This is a genomic window from Orrella dioscoreae (genome assembly GCF_900089455.2).
In the GTDB taxonomy this organism is placed as follows: domain Bacteria; phylum Pseudomonadota; class Gammaproteobacteria; order Burkholderiales; family Burkholderiaceae_B; genus Orrella; species Orrella dioscoreae.
This window is the reverse complement of sequence record NZ_LT907988.1, coordinates 1,763,602-1,783,462: the sequence shown is the minus strand read 5'-3', so window position 1 is coordinate 1,783,462 and position 19,861 is coordinate 1,763,602. Positions and strand designations below refer to the sequence as shown.

Annotated in this window: 11 protein-coding genes, 2 tRNA genes and 1 rRNA gene; 6 read left to right on the top strand and 8 right to left on the bottom strand. The window is 65.6% G+C overall.

From position 1 onward, the window contains the following. Nucleotides 1–279 precede the first annotated feature (279 nt). The 3 genes from ODI_RS08300 to ODI_RS08290 all read right to left on the bottom strand — a co-directional run bounded on the left by ODI_RS08300 (nucleotide 280) and on the right by ODI_RS08290 (nucleotide 2,128). Nucleotides 280–355: transfer RNA gene (locus ODI_RS08300), tRNA-Ala, on the bottom strand. 40 nt (nucleotides 356–395) lie between these two features. Next, a tRNA-Ile gene (locus ODI_RS08295) sits at nucleotides 396–472 on the bottom strand. A gap of 125 nt (nucleotides 473–597) precedes the next feature. Continuing rightward, nucleotides 598–2,128 (bottom strand): 16S ribosomal RNA (locus ODI_RS08290). Nucleotides 2,129–2,938: 810 nt separating this feature from the next. Here ODI_RS08290 and rng point away from each other — a divergent pair. Both rng and ODI_RS08280 read left to right on the top strand, forming a co-directional pair. Further along, nucleotides 2,939–4,402, top strand: coding sequence for a ribonuclease G (gene rng, locus ODI_RS08285; RefSeq protein ID WP_067757006.1), 1,464 nt, complete (start codon nucleotides 2,939–2,941; stop codon nucleotides 4,400–4,402). A 62-nt stretch (nucleotides 4,403–4,464) separates the two neighbouring features. Continuing rightward, the gene (locus ODI_RS08280) at nucleotides 4,465–4,932 is read left to right on the top strand and encodes a carboxymuconolactone decarboxylase family protein (protein WP_067756994.1); all 468 of its coding nucleotides are present in this window, start codon (nucleotides 4,465–4,467) and stop codon (nucleotides 4,930–4,932) included. A gap of 114 nt (nucleotides 4,933–5,046) precedes the next feature. Here ODI_RS08280 and msbA read toward each other — a convergent pair whose 3' ends face one another. After that, nucleotides 5,047–6,819 (bottom strand): lipid A export permease/ATP-binding protein MsbA, encoded by a 1,773-nt coding sequence (gene msbA / locus ODI_RS08275; RefSeq protein WP_067756991.1) that lies wholly within the window; start codon nucleotides 6,817–6,819, stop codon nucleotides 5,047–5,049. A 244-nt stretch (nucleotides 6,820–7,063) separates the two neighbouring features. Between msbA and ODI_RS08270 the strand changes: the two genes are divergently transcribed. Genes ODI_RS08270 through ODI_RS08260 form a run of 3 tightly spaced genes read left to right on the top strand, consistent with a single transcriptional unit; the run spans nucleotide 7,064 to nucleotide 9,083 of the window. Beyond that, complete coding sequence (locus tag ODI_RS08270; protein WP_067756988.1) at nucleotides 7,064–8,041, top strand: glycosyltransferase family 9 protein; 978 nt, start codon at nucleotides 7,064–7,066, stop codon at nucleotides 8,039–8,041. An 11-nt stretch (nucleotides 8,042–8,052) separates the two neighbouring features. Beyond that, a complete protein-coding gene (locus ODI_RS08265; RefSeq protein WP_067756985.1) occupies nucleotides 8,053–8,820 on the top strand; it encodes a YdcF family protein in 768 nt (255 codons plus the stop codon). Nucleotides 8,821–8,825: 5 nt separating this feature from the next. Continuing rightward, complete coding sequence (locus ODI_RS08260) at nucleotides 8,826–9,083, top strand: YkgJ family cysteine cluster protein (RefSeq protein ID WP_074046831.1); 258 nt, start codon at nucleotides 8,826–8,828, stop codon at nucleotides 9,081–9,083. A gap of 14 nt (nucleotides 9,084–9,097) precedes the next feature. On the opposite strand, the gene ODI_RS08255 is transcribed toward ODI_RS08260, so the two are convergent. Both ODI_RS08255 and dnaE read right to left on the bottom strand, forming a co-directional pair. Then, nucleotides 9,098–9,856 carry a glycosyltransferase family 2 protein gene (locus tag ODI_RS08255; RefSeq protein WP_067757000.1) on the bottom strand — a complete coding sequence of 253 codons (759 nt, stop codon included), beginning with the start codon at nucleotides 9,854–9,856 and terminating at the stop codon, nucleotides 9,098–9,100. A 14-nt stretch (nucleotides 9,857–9,870) separates the two neighbouring features. Beyond that, a complete protein-coding gene (gene dnaE / locus ODI_RS08250; protein ID WP_067756982.1) occupies nucleotides 9,871–13,368 on the bottom strand; it encodes a DNA polymerase III subunit alpha in 3,498 nt (1,165 codons plus the stop codon). Nucleotides 13,369–13,447: 79 nt separating this feature from the next. Here dnaE and lpxO point away from each other — a divergent pair, with 79 nt between their 5' ends. Further along, complete coding sequence (gene lpxO, locus ODI_RS08245; protein WP_067756979.1) at nucleotides 13,448–14,347, top strand: lipid A hydroxylase LpxO; 900 nt, start codon at nucleotides 13,448–13,450, stop codon at nucleotides 14,345–14,347. A 104-nt stretch (nucleotides 14,348–14,451) separates the two neighbouring features. On the opposite strand, the gene ODI_RS08240 is transcribed toward lpxO, so the two are convergent. Continuing rightward, complete coding sequence (locus ODI_RS08240; RefSeq protein WP_082985421.1) at nucleotides 14,452–15,588, bottom strand: MFS transporter; 1,137 nt, start codon at nucleotides 15,586–15,588, stop codon at nucleotides 14,452–14,454. Between the two features lie 327 nt (nucleotides 15,589–15,915). Then, nucleotides 15,916–19,773 (bottom strand): ATP-dependent RNA helicase HrpA, encoded by a 3,858-nt coding sequence (gene hrpA, locus ODI_RS08235; RefSeq protein ID WP_067757888.1) that lies wholly within the window; start codon nucleotides 19,771–19,773, stop codon nucleotides 15,916–15,918. Nucleotides 19,774–19,861 lie beyond the last annotated feature (88 nt).

Here is a 19,861-nt window from a genome sequence, read left to right as displayed (position 1 = left end):
GCTATAAGACGCTGATACTTTGTAGCGTTTGTGCCGTTCATAAGTTTCAAAGCAAGATTCGGCTTGCGCCAAATCCTTGAGAACTTGAACTATTAATGCAATCACAACCCGTGTCTAATCGTCGATGCCTAAGCATCTACCAATCAAACACACTTCGTTGTGCTTCTTCCAGATTGTTAAAGAACAAAACAGCCGTTGGGATAAACCCAACTGTCAGCATTCAGTAAACGCTGACAGTTGGACTCACATCCAATGTCGTGCCAATTGATTAATTTGTAGTGGTGGAGGATGACGGGATCGAACCGACGACCCCCTGCTTGCAAAGCAGGTGCTCTCCCAGCTGAGCTAATCCCCCGGAATATCCCAATCCTGAACCCAGGACCAGAAACACTCGATGGTGGGTCTGGTTGGATTCGAACCAACGACCCCCGCCTTATCAAGACGGTGCTCTAACCGACTGAGCTACAGACCCAAACCGTTAGGACCAGCAACCCAGCCCATCGCCAGAGAAAGATCTCTCTAACCCCGGTCAACAAACTAACCAATCAAACAACAACCGATAAGCGTGGACGCTTTCGCTTCGTGCACTTCGCTCTTAAAGGAGGTGATCCAGCCGCACCTTCCGATACGGCTACCTTGTTACGACTTCACCCCAGTCATGAACCCTACCGTGGTAATCGCCCCCCTTACGGTTAGGCTAACTACTTCTGGTAGAACCCACTCCCATGGTGTGACGGGCGGTGTGTACAAGACCCGGGAACGTATTCACCGCGACATGCTGATCCGCGATTACTAGCGATTCCGACTTCATGCAGTCGAGTTGCAGACTACAATCCGGACTACGATCGGGTTTCTGGGATTGGCTCCCCCTCGCGGGTTGGCGACCCTCTGTCCCGACCATTGTATGACGTGTGAAGCCCTACCCATAAGGGCCATGAGGACTTGACGTCATCCCCACCTTCCTCCGGTTTGTCACCGGCAGTCTCATTAGAGTGCCCTTTCGTAGCAACTAATGACAAGGGTTGCGCTCGTTGCGGGACTTAACCCAACATCTCACGACACGAGCTGACGACAGCCATGCAGCACCTGTGTTCCGGTTCTCTTGCGAGCACTCCTAAATCTCTTCAGGATTCCAGACATGTCAAGGGTAGGTAAGGTTTTTCGCGTTGCATCGAATTAATCCACATCATCCACCGCTTGTGCGGGTCCCCGTCAATTCCTTTGAGTTTTAATCTTGCGACCGTACTCCCCAGGCGGTCAACTTCACGCGTTAGCTGCGCTACTAAGGCCCGAAGGCCCCAACAGCTAGTTGACATCGTTTAGGGCGTGGACTACCAGGGTATCTAATCCTGTTTGCTCCCCACGCTTTCGTGCATGAGCGTCAGTGTTATCCCAGGGGGCTGCCTTCGCCATCGGTGTTCCTCCGCATATCTACGCATTTCACTGCTACACGCGGAATTCCACCCCCCTCTGACACACTCTAGCCCGGTAGTTAAAAATGCAGTTCCAAGGTTAAGCCCTGGGATTTCACATCTTTCTTTCCGAACCGCCTGCGCACGCTTTACGCCCAGTAATTCCGATTAACGCTTGCACCCTACGTATTACCGCGGCTGCTGGCACGTAGTTAGCCGGTGCTTATTCTGCAGGTACCGTCATCTACGCATGGTATTAATATGCGCAATTTCTTTCCTGCCAAAAGTGCTTTACAACCCGAAGGCCTTCATCGCACACGCGGGATGGCTGGATCAGGGTTTCCCCCATTGTCCAAAATTCCCCACTGCTGCCTCCCGTAGGAGTCTGGGCCGTGTCTCAGTCCCAGTGTGGCTGGTCGTCCTCTCAAACCAGCTACGGATCGTTGCCTTGGTAGGCCTTTACCCCACCAACTAGCTAATCCGATATCGGCCGCTCCAATAGTGAGAGGTCTTGCGATCCCCCCCTTTCCCCCGTAGGGCGTATGCGGTATTAGCTACGCTTTCGCGTAGTTATCCCCCGCTACTGGGCACGTTCCGATACATTACTCACCCGTTCGCCACTCGCCACCAGACCGAAGTCCGTGCTGCCGTTCGACTTGCATGTGTAAAGCATCCCGCTAGCGTTCAATCTGAGCCAGGATCAAACTCTTCAGTTCAATCTCTGTAATTTCCGTATTAACAACCCTCCGAAGAAGGCCGGTCATACGTCGCTGCTACTCAAAGGAAGTGAGGTTTAAAAAACCTTACTTCATTAAGTGAGCACTTGATTTAGTTGGCTAGCCACCAATCCAGCAAGCTGAATCGTTGGCACGCGCACTCATTCCAAGCGCCCACACTTATCGGCTGTTTAGTTGTTAAAGAACGGTGACCTTGCGGTCGTTACTGCTATCAACTTCGCTTCTGACTCAGTAGCGCTACTTTCGCGTCGCTTGCTGTTTCAGCAGCAGAGAAACGAGATTATGAAGCAGTTTTTTTCGTTTGTCAAGTCGTTTGCGTTTTGACTTAAGCCTAACAACGCCAACCACTGACTTCCCGAAAAATCGATTTGGCTTACGCCGCCTCGCTTCTTCTCGCTTCCCGACTCGCCGAACTCATCAGGGTTAACCCTTAATCAGTTCGTGTTGCCGAGCCCGAAACTATAACACAACTTTTTTAGTTTGTGTGGCGCACCGCGTTTTCGCTTAAGCACCCCACCCACCTCACCCCCAACAACCACACTTTTGTTGCAGAACAACTTGCGTGTCGTGTTGCGAGGGGGCGAACTATAGCACCCTTTTTTTGCACTTTGCAAGTCAAACACCAAAAAAGAGGAAATTCTTGTCCGCCGTCCCTGCCGTCCCCAGGGGGAAACCCCCGTTCTCCCAGGAAGGCATCGGTCCGCAAGGCCAATAGATGTCATGATGGATGCCTGTGCGCACGCGCCTGGCACGTGCTTCCCTATATATATGCAGCATCGCAGCACCACCATGACTGAAGACATCCTGATCAATGTCACCCCCTTCGAGACCCGGGTAGCCCTGGTGGAACAAGGAGCCGTGCAGGAATTGCACGTCGAACGCAGCATCCAGCGCGGTCATGTCGGCAACATCCACCTGGGGCGCGTCGTGCGGGTGCTGCCCGGCATGCAGAGCGCCTTCGTGGATATCGGCCTGGAGCGCGCCGCCTTCATGCACATTGCCGACCTGCGAGAAAACCGCAGCGAGCGCGCCCAGGGAACACCGCCCACTCCTATAGAGAAGCTGCTCTTCGAGGGGCAGACCCTCATGGTGCAGGTGATCAAGGATCCGCTGGGCACCAAGGGCGCCCGGCTGTCCACCCAGATCAGCATGGCAGGGCGCATGCTGGTGCACCTGCCGCATGACCCGCATATCGGCATCTCGCAGAAAATCGACGGCGACGCCGAGCGCAATCGCCTGCGCGAGCGGCTGCAGGCCCTCATTCCCGCCGAAGAGAAAGGCGGCTTCATCGTGCGCACGCAGGCCGAAGGCGCCACGGACGAGGAGCTGCTGGCCGACCTGGAATACCTGCGCAAGCTGTGGGCCAGCGTCCAGGCCAGTGCCCGCAGCCTGCCTGCCCCCTCGGTGCTGCACCGTGACCTGTCGCTGGCGCAACGCGTCCTGCGCGACATGGTCGGCCCCCACACCGGCAAGATCCTGGTCGATTCGCGCACCACGACGACCGCAATGGTGGAGTGGGCGCGCCTGTATACGCCTTCCGTCGCGGAGCGCATCGGGCACTACAGCGGCGAGCGGCCCCTGTTCGACACGGCCAACGTGGATGACGAGATCGCGCGCGCGCTGTCGCGGCGCGTGGACCTGAAGTCCGGCGGCTATCTCATCATCGACCAGACCGAAGCATTGACGACGGTGGACGTGAATACCGGCGGCTTCGTGGGCGGGCGCAATTTCGACGACACGATCTTCAAGACCAACCTGGAGGCGGCCCAGGCCATTGCCCGCCAGCTGCGTCTGCGCAACCTGGGCGGCATCGTGATCCTGGACTTCATCGACATGGAGGATCACGCGCACCGGGACACCGTGCTGGCCGAACTGCGCAAGGCCTTGTCGCATGACCGCACGCGCATGACGGTGAACGGTTTCACCCAGCTCGGCCTGGTGGAAATGACGCGCAAGCGCACGCGCGATTCCCTTGCGCACCAGTTGTGCGAGCCCTGCCCGACCTGCCAGGCACGCGGCACGGTCCGCACGGCGCGCACCGTCTGCTATGAGATCCTGCGGGAAGTGCTGCGCGAGGCGCGGCAATTCAATCCGCGCGAATTCCGGATATTGGCCTCGCAGGATGTGGTCGACCTCTTCCTGGAAGAGGAAAGCCAGCACCTGGCCATGCTGGGGGATTTCGTCGGCAAGCCGATTTCACTGGAAGTCGAGGCCAGCTACCACCAGGAACAGTACGACCTGATCCTGATGTAGGCGGCCCCGCCGCGCACCCTGCTTGTTTTCACCCTGTTTACCTTGCATCCCCCGGAGACCGCATGGCCATCACGCCGCCCACCCCGCGCCTGGAGCGCGCCGCCTTTGCCCAGCTCGCGCCCGATGCGAACGCCGCCCTGATCGCGCTCAGCAAGGCCATCGATGCCTCGGGGCTGGAAAAGACGCTGACTGAACTGGTGAAGCTGCGCGCCTCGCAAATCAATGGCTGCGCCTTCTGCCTGCAGTTCCACCTGAACGTGGCGCGCGGCGCCGGCGTGGGACTGGCGCAGCAGGATCAGTTGGCGGCGTGGCAGGATTCGTCCGTGTTCACGGCGCGGGAGCGGGCCGCCCTGGCCTGGACCGAAGCGCTGACCCGCAAGGACCAGGGCGCCGAGGATGCCTTGTACGCGCAGGTGCGCGAGCAATTCTCCGAGTCGGAGGTGGCCTTCCTGACGGCGGCAGTGGGGCTGATCAATGCCTGGAACCGGATCGCCGTGGGATTGAAGTTCACGCCGCCTGGCGCGCAGTGACATCCCGATAGGCGCAATCACCAACGAAAAGGCCGGGAGATCCCGGCCTTTTCTTTGTCGCCGACGAGAGGCGCGGCGGACTGTGGATCCGCCACCCTCGTCGCATCCACGCCTTCAATCCTCCTGGAACTGCATCGCATACAGCGAGGCATACAGCCCGTTGGCCGCCAGCAGGTCGGCGTGGCGCCCCTGCTCGACGATCCGGCCCGCGTCCAGCACGACGATGATGTCGGCTTTCTGCACGGTGGACAGGCGGTGCGCGATGACCAGGGTGGTGCGGCCCTGCATGAGACGCTCCAGCGAGATCTGCACCTGGCGCTCGGACTCGTTGTCCAGGGCCGAGGTCGCCTCGTCCAGGATCAGGACGGGGGCATTCTTGATGAGCGCGCGGGCGATGGCCAGGCGCTGGCGCTGGCCGCCGGACATGCGGGCGGCGTTCTCGCCCACCTGGGTATTCAGCCCGTCGGGCAGCGAATCGACGAAGTCCAGCAGGTTGGCGTCGGCCAGCGCCCGCCGAATCTCTTCCTCGCTGGCATCGTGCAAGGCGCCGTAGCCGACGTTGGCGCCGATGGTGTCATCGAAGAGCACCACGTCCTGGCTGACCAGCGACAGCTGGGCGCGCAGGTCGCGCAGCGCGAGCGCCTCGATGTCGTGGCCATCGATGAGGATCTGTCCGCCCGTGGGCGAGACGAAGCGCGGAATCATGTTGACGAGGGTGGTCTTGCCGCTGCCCGACCTGCCCACCAGGGCGACGGTCTGGCCGGGCTCCACCAGCAACTCGATGTCGCTGAGCGTGTCGCGCTGCGAATCCGGGAAGCGATGCGAGACGCCACGAAAGGCGATGCGCCCCTGCACGGGCCCCTGGAAATGCGCCGTGCCCTTGTCGGACTCCTGCTGCTCATCGATCAGCGAGAAGACGCTTTCCGCGGCCACCAGCATCTTCTGCATCTTGCCCGCGATATTGGTCAGGCGCTTGATGGGATCGAAGATCTGCGCCAGCGCGGCCATGAACGCCGCGAAGCCGCCCGCGGTGAGGGTGCCCGACGAGGCCTCGCCGAGCGCCACCGCGATCACGGCCGCCACCGAGATGGCGATGCAGATCTGGGTGAGCGGCGTCATGGCGGCATCGGCGGTGGCCGAGCGCATGGCGAAACGGCGCAGGCGACCACTGACATAGCCAAAACGCTTGCTTTCGTTTTCGTAGCCGTCGAAGAGCTTGATGACGCGCTGGCCGTCGATGCCTTCGCTGACCACGCGGGTCAGCTCGGCGTTCATGTTGACGGTGTCGCGGTTGATGCGGCGCAGGCGCTTGATGAAGGTGCGCGCCACCAGCACGGAAACCGGCAGCATGAAGATGACGATGAGCGTGAGCTTCCACGACATGTAGAGCAGCACGACGATGAGCGCGCACACGACCAGCGTTTCGCGCACCAGCACCGTGAGGACGTCCGTGGCATAGCCGGTGACGTTGCCGGCATCGATGGTGAAGCGGTTGAGCAGCCGGCCGGAGTCGCCGCGCTTGAACTCGGCGTCGGGCAGGCCCAGCAAGCGGTCGAACATGTCCTTGCGCATGCCGAGCAAGACGTTGTTCGCGACCCAGGCGAGCAGATAGTCGCTGAAGAAATTGCACACGCCGCGGATGAAGATGAGGCCCACGACCGCCAGGGGGATGGCCCAGACATAATGCGGCTTGGTGCCGGCGAAACCGTCGTCCAGCAGCGGCTTCATGATGACCGCCAGGGTGGGCTGCGTGGCCGCCGCGCCGGCCATCAGCAGGATGGCCAGCAGCAAACCCTTCCAATAGCCGCCGACCCGGGTATAGACCCGCCGCCACAGCTCTGACTTGACGGGTTGGGAGCCGGCCGCGGCATAACGTGGGGCTGACATGGGAAAGACACTCGCTTTTTCTGTGGAATCCTGCACGGATTGTACCCAGTGCGACGCCCTTGCCTGCCGGATCCGCGCCGGCAGGCGCGGCACGCTTGCGTTTATGATTGCCCCGTCGCACGCGGCTGCGGGCTGGCGCCTGCCGCCTGCCGCCCCCTCCGCCTGCGACATCGATCCCTATCGGGCGCATCCAGGACTTCCTGGTAGCGTCCGGCCTCCGCCGTCAGACACGCTCATCACTTTCATGGCCTTTCCGTCCCATCTATTGGTCCGCCTGCCCAACTGGGTGGGGGATGTCTGCATGAGCCTGCCCTCGCTGGCGCGCCTGCTCGAAACCGGGCTGCCCGTGCACGTCTGCGCCCGGCCGTGGGCGCGCGGCCTGTTGGCGGGTCTGCCGCTGGCGGGATTCATCCCCATGACGGGACGGCTGGGCGATGACCGCCGCGGCGTGCGCGAACATTTTTCCGGGCAAGGCGTCCGGACTACCGAGGTGGCGGGACTGCTCCTGCCGGACTCGCTGTCCAGCGCCGCCGTTTTCCGCCTGGCTGGCATACGCTGCGCCGGGTACCGGGATGACGGGCGATCCCTGCTGCTGCGCTGGCCCCAGGCCAAATCACGCGAGCGGCTGCACGCCGTGGAATCGTGGTACCGCCTGACCCGCCTGGCGCTGCAGGCCTGGCAGCTACCCGCCGGCCCGGCGCAGCCCGAACCTGGCCTGACGCTGCCCTTGACCCGGCAACACCAGGAAGAAGCCCATGCCGCCCTCGCGGCAGCCGGCCTGCACGGCAAGGACTTCGTCCTGATCGCCCCCACGGCTACCGGCCTGCACCGTGGCCGGGTGAAGGTGTGGCCAGGCTTCGCCCAGTTGGCGCAGGACCTGCAGGCCGCCGGCCGGACCGTCCTGATGTGCCCGCCCCCGGCCGAACTGGAGGAGGCGCAGCGCAACGCCCCGACGGCACAGGTGCTGCCGCCGTTGTCGCTGGGCGCTTTCGCCGCCCTCACCCAGGCCGCCAGCCTGGTGGTCTGCAACGACTCGGGCGTCTCGCACGTGGCCAGCGCCACGGGCGCGCGCCAGGTCACGCTCTTTGGCGTGACCGACCCGGCCCGTACCGGGCCCTGGTCGCAGACTGCGATCTGCCTGGGCGCCGATAACGCCTGGCCCAGCGCCGAGTCCGTGCTCGACCGTGTACAGTCTGAGCTCGTTTCCGTCATTCGTCCCTGACCTGAGTATCGATGCCCTCCGTCTCCAGCATGCTGACCTCCCTCATCGTCCCCATCAACCTGAGCGTGGCACTGCTGGTGCTGGCTGCCGTGCTCGCGCTGTTGCGCTGGCGGCGCCTGGCCGCGACGGTGCTGGTGCTGGCGCTGTCGTGGTCGCTGGCCTGGTCCCTGCCCGCGACCTCGCTGGCATTGGGCGGCGCGCTGGAGCGCACCTATGCCTTCCTGCCGCCCGGCCAGGTGCAGCAGGCGGACGCCATCGTGGTGCTGGGCGGCCATACGGCGGGCAATCGCGCGAACTGGTTCGAGCCCATCGACCCCGCCAAGCGGGTGACCCGCATCGGCCGGGCAGCCGAGCTGTACCACGCGGGCCGCGCACCGCGTATCGTGTTGTCGGGGGGCGCGCTGGAAGGCGACGTCAGCGAAGCCCAGGGCATGGCGCATTCGCTCAAGCAGATGGGCGTGCCGGATGCCGCGCTGGTGCTGGAAAACGCAAGCCGCAACACCTATGAGAACGCCGAGCGCACCGAAGAACACCTGCGTGGCCAGAACATCCGCACGGTGCTGGTGGTGACCTCCGCGCTGCACATGCCGCGCGCCATGGCGGCCTTCCGCAAGCAAGGCATCGCCGCCACCGCGGCGCCGGCCGCCCCCCAGATCGTCCGCCCCGAAGACCCGGCGTTCTCGCCGTGGTGGCCCGATGAGCGGACGATGGACGCCAGCCGCTCGATCATCAAGGAGTATGCGGGCCTGCTGGTGTATTGGCTGCGCGGGTGGGTCTGATGGGCATGGCCTGTCGGCCCGATTGCGGCGCCTGTTGCACGGCGCCGTCGATCACCAGCGCGATACCTGGCATGCCCCAGGGCAAGCCAGCGGGTGTGCCTTGCATCCAGCTGGCGGAGGATCACCGGTGCCGCATCTTCGGGCAACCAGAGCGGCCGGCTTTCTGTGGCGGCCTCCAGCCCTCCGAAGACATGTGCGGCGGCAGCCGGGAACACGCGATACGCTGGCTGAGCGAGCTGGAACGCGCGACGGCGCCGATATAGCCGGCGCCCGTCGCCTACCCTTTCCCGCGGGTTTCGTCCCAGAGCAGCAGTTTCGCATAGCGGAAGATGCTGCCCGACGCGGCGAACAGCGCCAGCACCAAGCCTTGGCGGCCATCCAGGAAGCCCCGCCGGAGGAAATAGATACGGATGAAGGTCCAGATGCCGTGGCCCAGCATGCCCAGCGGCGTGGTGCGCTTGCCCCGCGCGTGCATCTGCGCGGCGGCATCGGAGGAGTAGCGGTTGTTCTTGGCGATCAACGCTTCCAGGTCGGCGTAGGGGAAATGCAGCAGATGATGCCTGAGCTTGCCGACGCTGCCTTGCGGCACGACCTTTTCGTGCACGGCGGCCTCGGTGAAGCGGGCCGTTCCGCGCCTGAAGAGGCGCAGCACGTAATCCGGCCACCAGCCGCTGTGGCGGATGGGACGCCCGCACAGCTCGGACAGACGCGCCACGTCATAGGCGTCGTGCTGGGGGGAAGCGATGACCGCGAGAATTTCCTCTGCCAATTCGGGCGGGACCCGCTCGTCGGCGTCCAGCGAGAGCACCCAGTCACCTGTCGCCAGATCGAGCGCGCGGTTCTTCTGCGGGCCGAAACCCGGCCAATCCGGTGATTGCTCGACCCGGGCGCCCCAGGCCAGCGCGAGGTCACGGGTATCGTCCGTGCTGCCCGAGTCCAGCACCACCACCTCGTCGGCGAAGGCGACGCTCTCCAGGCATGCCTGGATGTGGGCCGACTCGTTCTTGGTGATGATGATGACCGAGACGCGAGGCATGGAAGCGCGATCCATCAGTAGTTGATCTCGACAGGATAAGGCTGGGTCCAGGCGTTGAGCTGGTCGATCAGCGTCTCGGACATCCGCACGCGCCACTCCTCGCCCAGGCGAAGCAGCCCGCATGCGTCATCCCGCGCGTAATAGATTTCCACCGGCGTTCCCGGGAAACCATTCTCGGGTTCGGCGCGGAAGGGGTTCAGCAGGCGGCGCAGCTCGGCGGCGTCGGCGTTGCCATTGAGCGTGATGCGCAGGGACCGCGCCCGCGCCTCGCGCGCCAGCTGCAGGTCGTGCAGCGTGTCGGCCACGATGCGCATGCCGCCGGAGTATTCATCATTGCTGATCTTGCCCTGCACGATCAGCAACTGGTCTTCACGCAGGCGGGTCTTGTTCTGCTCGAACAGCTCGTTGAAGACCGAGATCTCGACCTGGGAGGAGCCGTCGTCCAGCACCGCGAACAGCATCTTGCCGCGGCGGGTCATCATGGTGCGCACGCCGGCCAGCACGCCCGCCATCCATTGCAGCTCGCGTGCGGGTTCCAGGCGCGCGAGCGGCGTGGGCACGAAGCGGCGGACCTCGTCGCGCCAGGCGTCGAACAGGTGGCCGCTGAAGAAGAAGCCCAGCGCGGCCTTTTCCTCGGACAGCTGGGTGCGCAGGTCCCAGGGCTGGACCTTGGCCAGCTGCCCCGCCACCACGTCCGTGCCGTCGTCGCCGAAGTCACCGAAGAGCGAGACCTGGTTGGCGCTGCGCGCGGCCTGCTCGGCCGCTTCCATCGCCGTGGGCACCGAGGCCAGCAAGGCGGCCCGGTTGGCCAGGATGGTGTCGAAGGCACCGGCGCGGATCAGCGCCTCGATGGTGCGGCGGTTGACCGAATGACGGTCGATGCGCCGGCAGAAATCGAACAGGTCCTTGAACGGACCGCCCTCCTCCCGCGCGCGCAGGATGTCTTCCACCGCGGCCTGGCCCGTGCCCTTGACCGCGCCCAGGCCATAGCGCATGGTGCGCGGCGGCAGGCCCTGGGCGGTGTGCGCGTCCTCCACCGGTTCGAAGCGGTAGTTCGAATGGTTGACGTCGGGCGGCAGCACGGTGATGCCGTTGGCCAGCGCATCCTTCCAGAAGGTCTGGACCTTGTCGGTGTCGTCCATGTCGGAGGACAGCGTGGCGGCCAGGAACTCGGTCGGGTGGTAGGCCTTGAGCCAGGCGGTGTGATACGAGATGAGCGCGTAGGCGGCCGAGTGCGACTTGTTGAAGCCGTAGCCGGCGAACTTCTCCATCAGGTCGAAGAGCTGGACGGCCAGGTCGGGGTCATGGCCCTTGTCCTGCGCGCCCTTCTGGAACAGCTCGCGGTGCTTGGCCATTTCCTCGGGCTTTTTCTTGCCCATGGCGCGGCGCAGCAGGTCGGCGCCGCCCAGCGAGTAGCCGCCGAAGATCTGCGAGATCAGCATCACCTGTTCCTGGTAGACGATGACCCCGTAGGTGCTCTTCAACGTCCCTTCCAGGTCCGGGTGGAAGTAATCCACCGCGGCGCGGCCGTGCTTGCGGTTGACGAAGTCGTCCACCATGCCCGACTCCAGCGGACCCGGGCGGTAGAGCGCCAGCACGGCGATGACGTCTTCGAACGTGCTGGGCCGCAGCTTCTTCAGCAGTTCCTTCATGCCGCGCGATTCCAGCTGGAACACCGCGGTGGTGTTCGCGTCGCACAGCACCTTGTAGGCGGCCGGATCATCGAGCGCCAGCGCCATGACGTCGAAGTCGCGCTTGTCCGCATTGAAGCGGCGCACGAAACGCACGGCCCAATCCAGGATGGTCAGGTTGCGCAGGCCCAGGAAGTCGAACTTCACCAGGCCGGCAGCTTCGACGTCATCCTTGTCGTACTGCGAGACCGCGCTGTTTTCCTGGCCTTGCTGGCAATACAGCGGGCAGAAATCGGTGAGCTTGCCGGGCGCGATCAGCACGCCGCCCGCGTGCATGCCGATGTTGCGGGTCAAGCCCTCGAGCGGCTTGGCCAGGTCGACCAGCGCCCGCACCTCTTCCTCCTGCTCGTAGCGCTCCTTGAAGGCAGGCTCGTTGGCCAGCGTGCGCTCCAGGGTCCACGGATCGGCGGGATTGAAGGGGATCAGCTTCGAGAGCTGGTCGCACATGGTGTAGGGCATGTCCAGCACGCGGCCTGCGTCGCGGACCACGGCCTTGGCGCCCAGCGTACCGAAAGTGGCGATCTGGCTGACGGCCTCGCGCCCGTATTTCTGCTTGACGTAGTCGATGACGCGTTCGCGGTTGTCCTGGCAGAAGTCGATATCGAAGTCGGGCATGGACACCCGCTCCGGATTCAGGAAGCGCTCGAACAGCAAGTCATAGCGGATGGGATCGAGGTCGGTGATGCCCAAGGCGTAGGCCACCAGCGAGCCCGCGCCCGAGCCCCGGCCCGGCCCCACGGGCACGCCATTGTTCTTGCCCCAGTTGATGAAGTCGGCCACGATCAGGAAGTAGCCCGGGAAGCCCATCTGGATGATGGTCTTGCACTCCCAGTCCAGCCGCGCCAGGTATTCCGGTCGCTTGGCGTCGCGCTCGGCCGCTTCCGCGAACAGCTGCGCCAGGCGCACTTCCAGGCCCTCGCGCGACAGCTGCACCAGGTAATCGTCCAGCGTCACGCCTTCCGGCGTGGGGAAATTGGGCAACTGGGGCTTGCCCAGCACCAGCGTCAGGTTGCAGCGCTTGGCGATCTCGACGCTGTTGGCCAGCGCCGACGGCACGTCGGCGAACCGGCGGGCCATTTCCGCCGAGTCCAGCAGGTACTGGTCTTCGGTGTGGCGGCGCGCGCGGCGCGGGTTGCTGAGGATTTCGCCTTCCGCGATACAGACGCGCGCCTCGTGGGCGCGGAACTCTTCGCGGGACAGGAACTGCACAGGGTGCGTGGCGACCACCGGCAGGCCGCACTCGCCCGCCAGCCGCATGGCGGCCTGGACATAGGCTTCGTCGCCGTCGTGGCCCGAACGCTGCAGCTCGATGTAGAAACTGCCGGGGAAGGTTTGCGCCCACTGGCGCGCCAGGACCTGCGCGGTGGCCATGTTGCCGGCTTCCAGCGCCTGGCCGATGTCGCCCGCCCGGCCGCCGGACAGCATGATGAGGCCGGCCTGGCCTTGCAGCCATTCGCGGCGCAGCTCGGCCCGGCCGCGATGCTGGTTGGTCAGCCAGGCCTGGGTCAGCAGGGCGCACAGGTTAAGATAGCCCTCGCGGCTGGCGACCAGCAACAGGATGCGGAAAGGCTTGTCCCGGTCATCCTCGTTGGTCAGCCACAGGTCGCAGCCCGCGATCGGCTTGATGCCTGCCCCGCGGGCCGCCTTGTAGAACTTGATCAATCCGAACAGGTTGGCGAGGTCGGTCAGCGCCACGGCCGGCTGCCCAAGGCGGGCGGCCTGCTTGACCAGATCGGAAATACGGACGATGCCGTCCACCACCGAAAACTCGGAATGGACGCGCAGATGGACGAAGGAAGGGGGCGTTGCGGATTCTGACATGGACGGAATTGTACCCACGCGCCCAGGCCCCCAAGCGCCGGCACGGTGCCACTAGGACGTTACGGAAGGTTTTCACGATATGAAATGGCTGATTCCCGGAATCTGGCTGGCCGCCATCCTGTATGGCCACCTGCGTGGGCGCGTGCGCCTGCCCTTCGTGCGGCAGTTGCTGGATCATTCGGCGTTGCTGGCGCCCATCAATGCCTTGATGGTGCTCAATTCCAAGGTGCCGACCACGCCCTACGTGGCGCCGGCCGACATGCCCGACCTGAAGGTGCTGGACGACAACTGGGAAATGATCCGGGAGGAAGCCCTGGCCATGGCCGAGGCGCAGCACATCAAGGCGGCGGAGAAGCACGACGACATCGGCTTCAACTCCTTCTTCAAGTACGGCTGGAAGCGCTTCTACCTGAAGTGGTATGACGCTCGCCACCCTTCCGCGGAAGCCCTGTGCCCGCGCACCGTGGCGCTACTGCGCCAATTGCCCTCCGTCAAGGCGGCGATGTTTGCCCAGCTGCCGCCCGGCGGCAAGCTCAATGCGCACCGCGACCCCTATGCCGGATCGCTGCGTTACCACCTGGGCCTGGTCACGCCCAACGACGACCGCTGCTACATCGAGGTCGACGGCGAGCGCTACAGCTGGCGCGACGGCGACAGCGTGGTGTTCGACGAAACCTACATCCACTCGGCGCTGAACGGCACCGAGCAGAACCGCATCATCCTCTTCTGCGACATCGAGCGTCCCGTGCGCTGGGGCTGGGTCGGCGCGCTGAACCGCTGGTTCGGCAAGGCGGTGATGTCGGCGGCCAGCTCGCCCAACGAAAGCGGCGACAAGACGGGCGCCATCAACCGCCTGACGCACCTGCACTACCGCATCGACCAGAAGCGCCGTACGTTCAAGAAGTGGAACAAGACGGTCTACAAGGCCACCAAGTGGGGCCTAATCGCGCTGGTGGTGATCGGCTTCATCGCGCTGTAGGCCCACAGGCAAGAAAACGCCCCCGCCGGCAGGCTGCCGCGGGGGCGTTTTTCATTGCGGGACGCGGGCACGCGGTGGCCCGGCCCTGCAAGGCCCGCTGCCGCTCAGGCCGCTGCAGCCTTTTCCTTGCGCGCCGCGCTGACCGACCAGGCGAAGACGCCCAAGCCCGCCACCGCCAGCAGGGCGCCCACCCAGCCGGTGGACGGATAGCCCATTCCAGCGGCGATGGACAGGCCGCCCAGCCAGGCCCCCAGCGCGTTGGCCATGTTGAAGGCGGAATGATTGAGCGCGGCGGCCAGGGTCTGCGCATCGCCCGCGACGTCCATCAGGCGGATCTGCAGCGTCGGGCCCATGGCCACGATGGTGCCCACCAGGAAGACGTTGATGGCGGCCAGCCAGGGATGGTGCGCCGTGAACACGAAGGCGCCCAGCACCACGAACGCCCAGACCAGCAGGCCGCCGATGGTGGGGATCAAGGCCTTGTCGGCCAGGCGGGACCCCGCCAGGTTGCCGACGATCATCCCACAGCCGAAGAGCGCCAGCACCGCGGGCACCAGCGAGGCATTCATGCCCGCGACCTCGATGAGCGTGGGCTTGATGTAGCTGAAGACCGAGAACAGGCCGCCCAGGCCGATGGCGCCGATGCCCAGGGTCAGCCAGACCTGCTTGCGGCGCAGCGCGCCCAGCTCGCGCATGGGGCTGGCGCGATGGTCCGCGGGCTGGTCGGGCACTTCGCGCTGGACCATCACGGCTGCCAGCACGCTGATGACGCCCACCAGCGCGAAGGCCGCGCGCCAGCCGAAGACTTCACCCAGCCAGGTGGCGATGGGCACCCCCACCAGCGTCGCCGTCGTCAGCCCGAGCATGACCCAGCCGACCGCCTGGGCGCGCCGCCAGGGTTCGACCAGCGACGCCGCCACCAGCGCGGCGACGCCGAAATAGGTGCCGTGCGGCAGGCCGGCGACGAAACGCAGCAGGTTCAGCGTCAGGTAGCTGGGCGCCATCGCGCTGGCGAAATTGCCCAGCGCGTAGAAGATCATGAGCGCCACCAGCAGGCGGCGGCGCGGCCAGCCCGCCGCCAGCACCGCCAGCAGCGGCGCGCCGATCACCACGCCCAGGGCATAGGCGCTGATGACGTGGCCGGCTTGGGGGATCGTGATGCCGATGTCCTGCGCGACTTCGGGCAACAGCCCCATGATGACGAACTCACCCGTGCCGATGCCGAAACCGCCGATGGCCATGGCGACCACGGCGCGTCCGACGCTGCCGCCTTTGGGTGGGCGGGCGGGTTCCTGTGCGACGCCGTCACCGGCGTCGTTGTCCTTGATACTGAAATCCATGTGTCCTCGAGTGTTGCTGGCCGTCCCGGCACGCTGCCCGGGAAACAGCCTGCCTTGCGGGGCGGCGGACACGGCAAAAGCGCTCCCCTGCCCCGCGCGGGACGTGCGAAGCTGGTATTGTGCAGTGCAGCAGTTGAAATTGCGATGAATGTCCTGTCGCCATCAGGGGCTTCGCGCCCGAGCCGGCGCCATCGCGTGGCGACGCTCGGGCGCGGGCGGCAGCGCCCGTCAGCGCTGCATGGCTTCCCAACTCTTCTGCAGGCGCTTGACCGACACGGGCATGGGCGTGCGCAACTCCTGGGCGAAAAGCGCGACGCGCAGCTCCTCCAGCAGCCAGCGGAACTCGTCCAGGCCGGCGTCGGGCGCGCCCTTGCGTGCTGCACGGGCGCGTTGGTAGAGCGTCAGCAGCGGCGCCATCTCCTGCATGATGCGGGCATCGCGGGCGGGATCGGCGCGCAGCTTGTCGATGCGGGCGCTGACCGCCTTCAGGTAACGCGGGAAATGCGCCAGCTGCGCCTGCGGCGTGTCGCGGATGAACCAGCGCGTGACCAGCGCCCCCAGTTGCTGCTGGATGTCGGCATGCGCCGCGGCATGCCCCTTGGCCTGCGGCAGTTTGCGCTGCGCCGCCGCCCATTCGGTGAGCACCGTCGCGGCCAGCCGCGCGGCTTCCTGCGCCAGCAGCCCCAGCCGGCCCTTGCCTTCGGCGCGCCGCGCCGCGAAGGCCTCGGCGTCCACCGGCCAGGGTTCGGCCAGGCAGGCCTGGCCGATGGCGCTGTCGACGATCTGGTCGCGCAGTTCTTCCAGGGTGCCCAGCGGCATGAAGAGCATGCTGGTCTTGGTCAGGTCGTGCAGGTTCTTTTCCAGGAACTTGACCTGCTCGCGCAGGCCCAGCTTGAAAAGCCGCAAGAGGCCCGCGCGATGGTGCCGCCGCGCCTCCTCGGGATCGTCATAGACGTCCAGGTCGCAATGCGTGCCCCGATCGACCAGCGCCGGATACCCCACGAAGGATTGCCCCTTGCGCTGGATTTCCAGCAGCTCGGGCAAGGCGCCGAAGGTCCAGTCGCTCAGGTTCTCGTGCGACAGCGCCTGGGCCACGCCCGCATCGCGCGCGGCCATCTGCTGGAAGGTGACCTGGGCCTGGCGGCCCAGCCCCGCTTTCAGCTGCGCCAGGTTCCGGCCCGCCTCCAGCATGCGGCCATGCTCGTCGATGACCTTGAAGTTCATGAACAGGTGGGCGGGCAGCGTCTCGAGCTTGAAGTCCGCCAGTTGCGGCCGGATCTGCACCTGCTCCCACATGTCGGCGATGATGCCCTCGACCAGGCCCATCTGCGGGTCGTCCAGGCGCTCGAACCAGCGGTCGTAGAAACCCGAGGCGTAGTCCGGCAAGGGCACGCAGTGGCGACGCAGCTTCTGCGGCAGGGACTTCAGCAGCAACTGCACCTTTTCCTTCAGCATGCCGGGCACCAGCCACTCGCAGCGCTGCGCGTCGATCTGGTTGAGCGCGAAGAGCGGCACGGACAAGGTCACGCCGTCGCGCGGCGAGCCGGGCTCGAAGTGATAGTCGAGCGCCATCGCGACGCCCTGCCATTCCACCTTCTTCGGGAAGACCTCGGTGGTGACGCCCGCCGCCTCGTGGCGCATCAGCGCATCGCGCGTGAGCAACAGGGCTTGCGCGCCCGCCTTGTCGAGCTTGGCGTACCAGGCTTCCAGCGTGGCGGTCTGGCTGATGTCCTCAGGCAGCAGCTTGTCGTAGAAGGCGAAGATCAGCGTGTCGTCGACCAGGATATCGGGACGGCGCGTCTGGTGCTCCAGCTTCTCGATCTGCGCGATCAGCTTGCGGTTCTGCGCCACGAAGGGCAGGCGCGTGTCGATGTCGCCCGGCACCAGCGCCTGGCGGATGAAAAGCTCGCGGGCGTGCCCGGGATTCACGCGGCCATAGTGGATGCGCCGGCCGCTGTAGACCGGCAGGCCATACAAGGTGCCGCGCTCGTTGGCCACCACCTGCCCGGCCTTGCGCTCCCAGCGCGGGTCGGCATGGGCGCGGCGGATCAGGTGCGAAGCCACGCGCTCGAGCCACACGGGCTCGATGCGCGCCACGCAGCGCGCGTACAGCCGCGAGGTTTCCATGAGTTCGCCGGCCACCACCCAGCGCCCGGCCTTGCGGGCCAGCCTCGAGCCGGGGTGGATGTGGAAACGCAGTTCGCGGGCGCCCTGGAAGTGGCCCGCCTCCTCGCTCTTCACGCCGATATTGCCCAGCAGCCCGGTCAGCAGGGCCAGGTGCACCTGCTCGTAGGTGGCCGGGCTCTGGTTGACGCGCCAGCCCTGCTCGCCGACGACCGCGGCCAGCTGCGTGTGGACGTCGTGCCATTCGCGCAGGCGGATGGGCGAGAGGAAATGCTGGCGCAGGAGCGCGACCAGCTTGCGCTGCGAGCCCTTGTGCGCCACCTGTTCGCCATACCATTGCCAGAGCTTCACGAAGGACAGGAACTCGGATTTCTCGTCGGCGAAGCGTGCGTGGGCCGCCTCGGCTGCTTCGCGCTGCTCCAGCGGGCGGTCGCGCGGATCCTGCACCGACAGCGCCGCGGCGATGACCAGCATCTCGGCCAGGCAGTCGTGCTGGCGCGCCGCCAGGATCATGCGGCCGATGCGCGGATCCACCGGCAGGCGCGCCAGTTCGCGGCCCACCTCGGTCAGCACGTTGGCCTCGTCGATGGCGCCGAGTTCCTGCAGCAGGTGGTAGCCATCGGCCACGGCACGTCCGGGCGGCGCCTCGACGAAGGGGAACTGCTCGATATCGTCCAGGCGCAGGGCCTTCATCCGCAGGATGACGGCGGCCAGCGAGGAACGCAGCACTTCCGGATCGGTGAAGGGCGCGCGTGCCGCGAAATCGGCCTCGTCATAGAGCCGCAGGCAGATGCCCGGCCCCACCCGGCCGCAACGGCCGGCGCGCTGGTTGGCGGATGCCCGGCTGATGGACTCGATGCGCAGCTGCTCGACCTTGTTGCGCCAGGAATAGCGCTTGATGCGGGCCAGGCCGCTGTCGATGACGTAGCGGATGCCGGGCACGGTCAGCGAGGTCTCCGCCACGTTGGTGGCCAGCACGATGCGGCGGCCATTGCCCGTGGGGCGGAAGATCTGCTCCTGCTCGGCCTGCGACAGCCGCGCGAACAGGGGCAGCACCTGGGTGCCCGGCGGATGGTGCTTGCGCAGGGCCTCGGCGGCCTCGCGGATCTCGCGTTCGCCGGGCAGGAAGACCAGCACATCGCCAGGACCGCTGCGGGCGCATTCGTCCACGCCGTCCACGATGGCATCGATGAGATCACGTTCCTCGTCGCCCGAGAGCCGCTCGCCTTCGCCGCCGCGCTTGGCGGGCTTGCCGTCTTCCTCTTCCTCGCGCACCGGGCGATAGCGGATTTCCACCGGGTACAGCCGGCCCGAGACCTCGATGACGGGCGCGGGCCGGCCGCGCTTGTCGGCGAAGTGCGTGGCGAAGCGTTCGGCGTCGATGGTGGCCGAGGTGATGATCACCTTCAGGTCGGGCCGCCGCGGCAGGAGCTGCTTCAGGTAACCCAGCAGGAAATCGATGTTGAGGCTGCGTTCGTGGGCCTCGTCGATGATGATCGTGTCGTAGCGGCGCAACAGCGGGTCGCGCTGCGACTCCGACAGCAGGATGCCGTCGGTCATGAGCTTGATGGCCGCATTGGGCCCGGTGCGGTCGTTGAAACGCACCTGGTAGCCCACCCACTCCCCCAGCGGCGTGCCCAGCTCGTCGGCGATGCGCTTGGCCACCGAGGTGGCGGCCAGGCGGCGCGGCTGGGTGTGGCCGATCATGCGGCGCAGGCCGCGCCCCAGTTCCAGGCAGATCTTGGGAAGCTGGGTGGTCTTGCCCGAGCCGGTTTCCCCGCTCACGATCGTGACCTGGTGGGCGGCGATGGCGCGCGCGATCTCGTCGCGCCGCGCGCTGACGGGCAGGTCTTCGGGGTACTGGATGGGCGGGGCGACGCGCGGCGGCGCGTCGGTCTCGGGCGCCTGCCTGGCAGGCCCCCGTCGCGCCGCGCTTGCGGCCGTGCCGGGATTGTCGGACATGGGTTGAATCGCTACTTGAAGCCCATCATTATAATTTCCGCCACGCGCCAGGCGTTTTGCCCGGCCGTGGACCGGCAGGGGGACCCAT

Coding starts and splice junctions, on each gene's coding strand:
- rng (WP_067757006.1), top strand. CDS start 2,939: ATGACTGAAGACATCCTGATCAATGTCACCCCCTTCGAGACCCGGGTA.
- ODI_RS08280 (WP_067756994.1), top strand. CDS start 4,465: ATGGCCATCACGCCGCCCACCCCGCGCCTGGAGCGCGCCGCCTTTGCC.
- msbA (WP_067756991.1), bottom strand. CDS start 6,819: ATGTCAGCCCCACGTTATGCCGCGGCCGGCTCCCAACCCGTCAAGTCA.
- ODI_RS08270 (WP_067756988.1), top strand. CDS start 7,064: ATGGCCTTTCCGTCCCATCTATTGGTCCGCCTGCCCAACTGGGTGGGG.
- ODI_RS08265 (WP_067756985.1), top strand. CDS start 8,053: ATGCCCTCCGTCTCCAGCATGCTGACCTCCCTCATCGTCCCCATCAAC.
- ODI_RS08260 (WP_074046831.1), top strand. CDS start 8,826: ATGGCCTGTCGGCCCGATTGCGGCGCCTGTTGCACGGCGCCGTCGATC.
- ODI_RS08255 (WP_067757000.1), bottom strand. CDS start 9,856: ATGCCTCGCGTCTCGGTCATCATCATCACCAAGAACGAGTCGGCCCAC.
- dnaE (WP_067756982.1), bottom strand. CDS start 13,368: ATGTCAGAATCCGCAACGCCCCCTTCCTTCGTCCATCTGCGCGTCCAT.
- lpxO (WP_067756979.1), top strand. CDS start 13,448: ATGAAATGGCTGATTCCCGGAATCTGGCTGGCCGCCATCCTGTATGGC.
- ODI_RS08240 (WP_082985421.1), bottom strand. CDS start 15,588: ATGGCCATCGGCGGTTTCGGCATCGGCACGGGTGAGTTCGTCATCATG.
- hrpA (WP_067757888.1), bottom strand. CDS start 19,773: ATGTCCGACAATCCCGGCACGGCCGCAAGCGCGGCGCGACGGGGGCCT.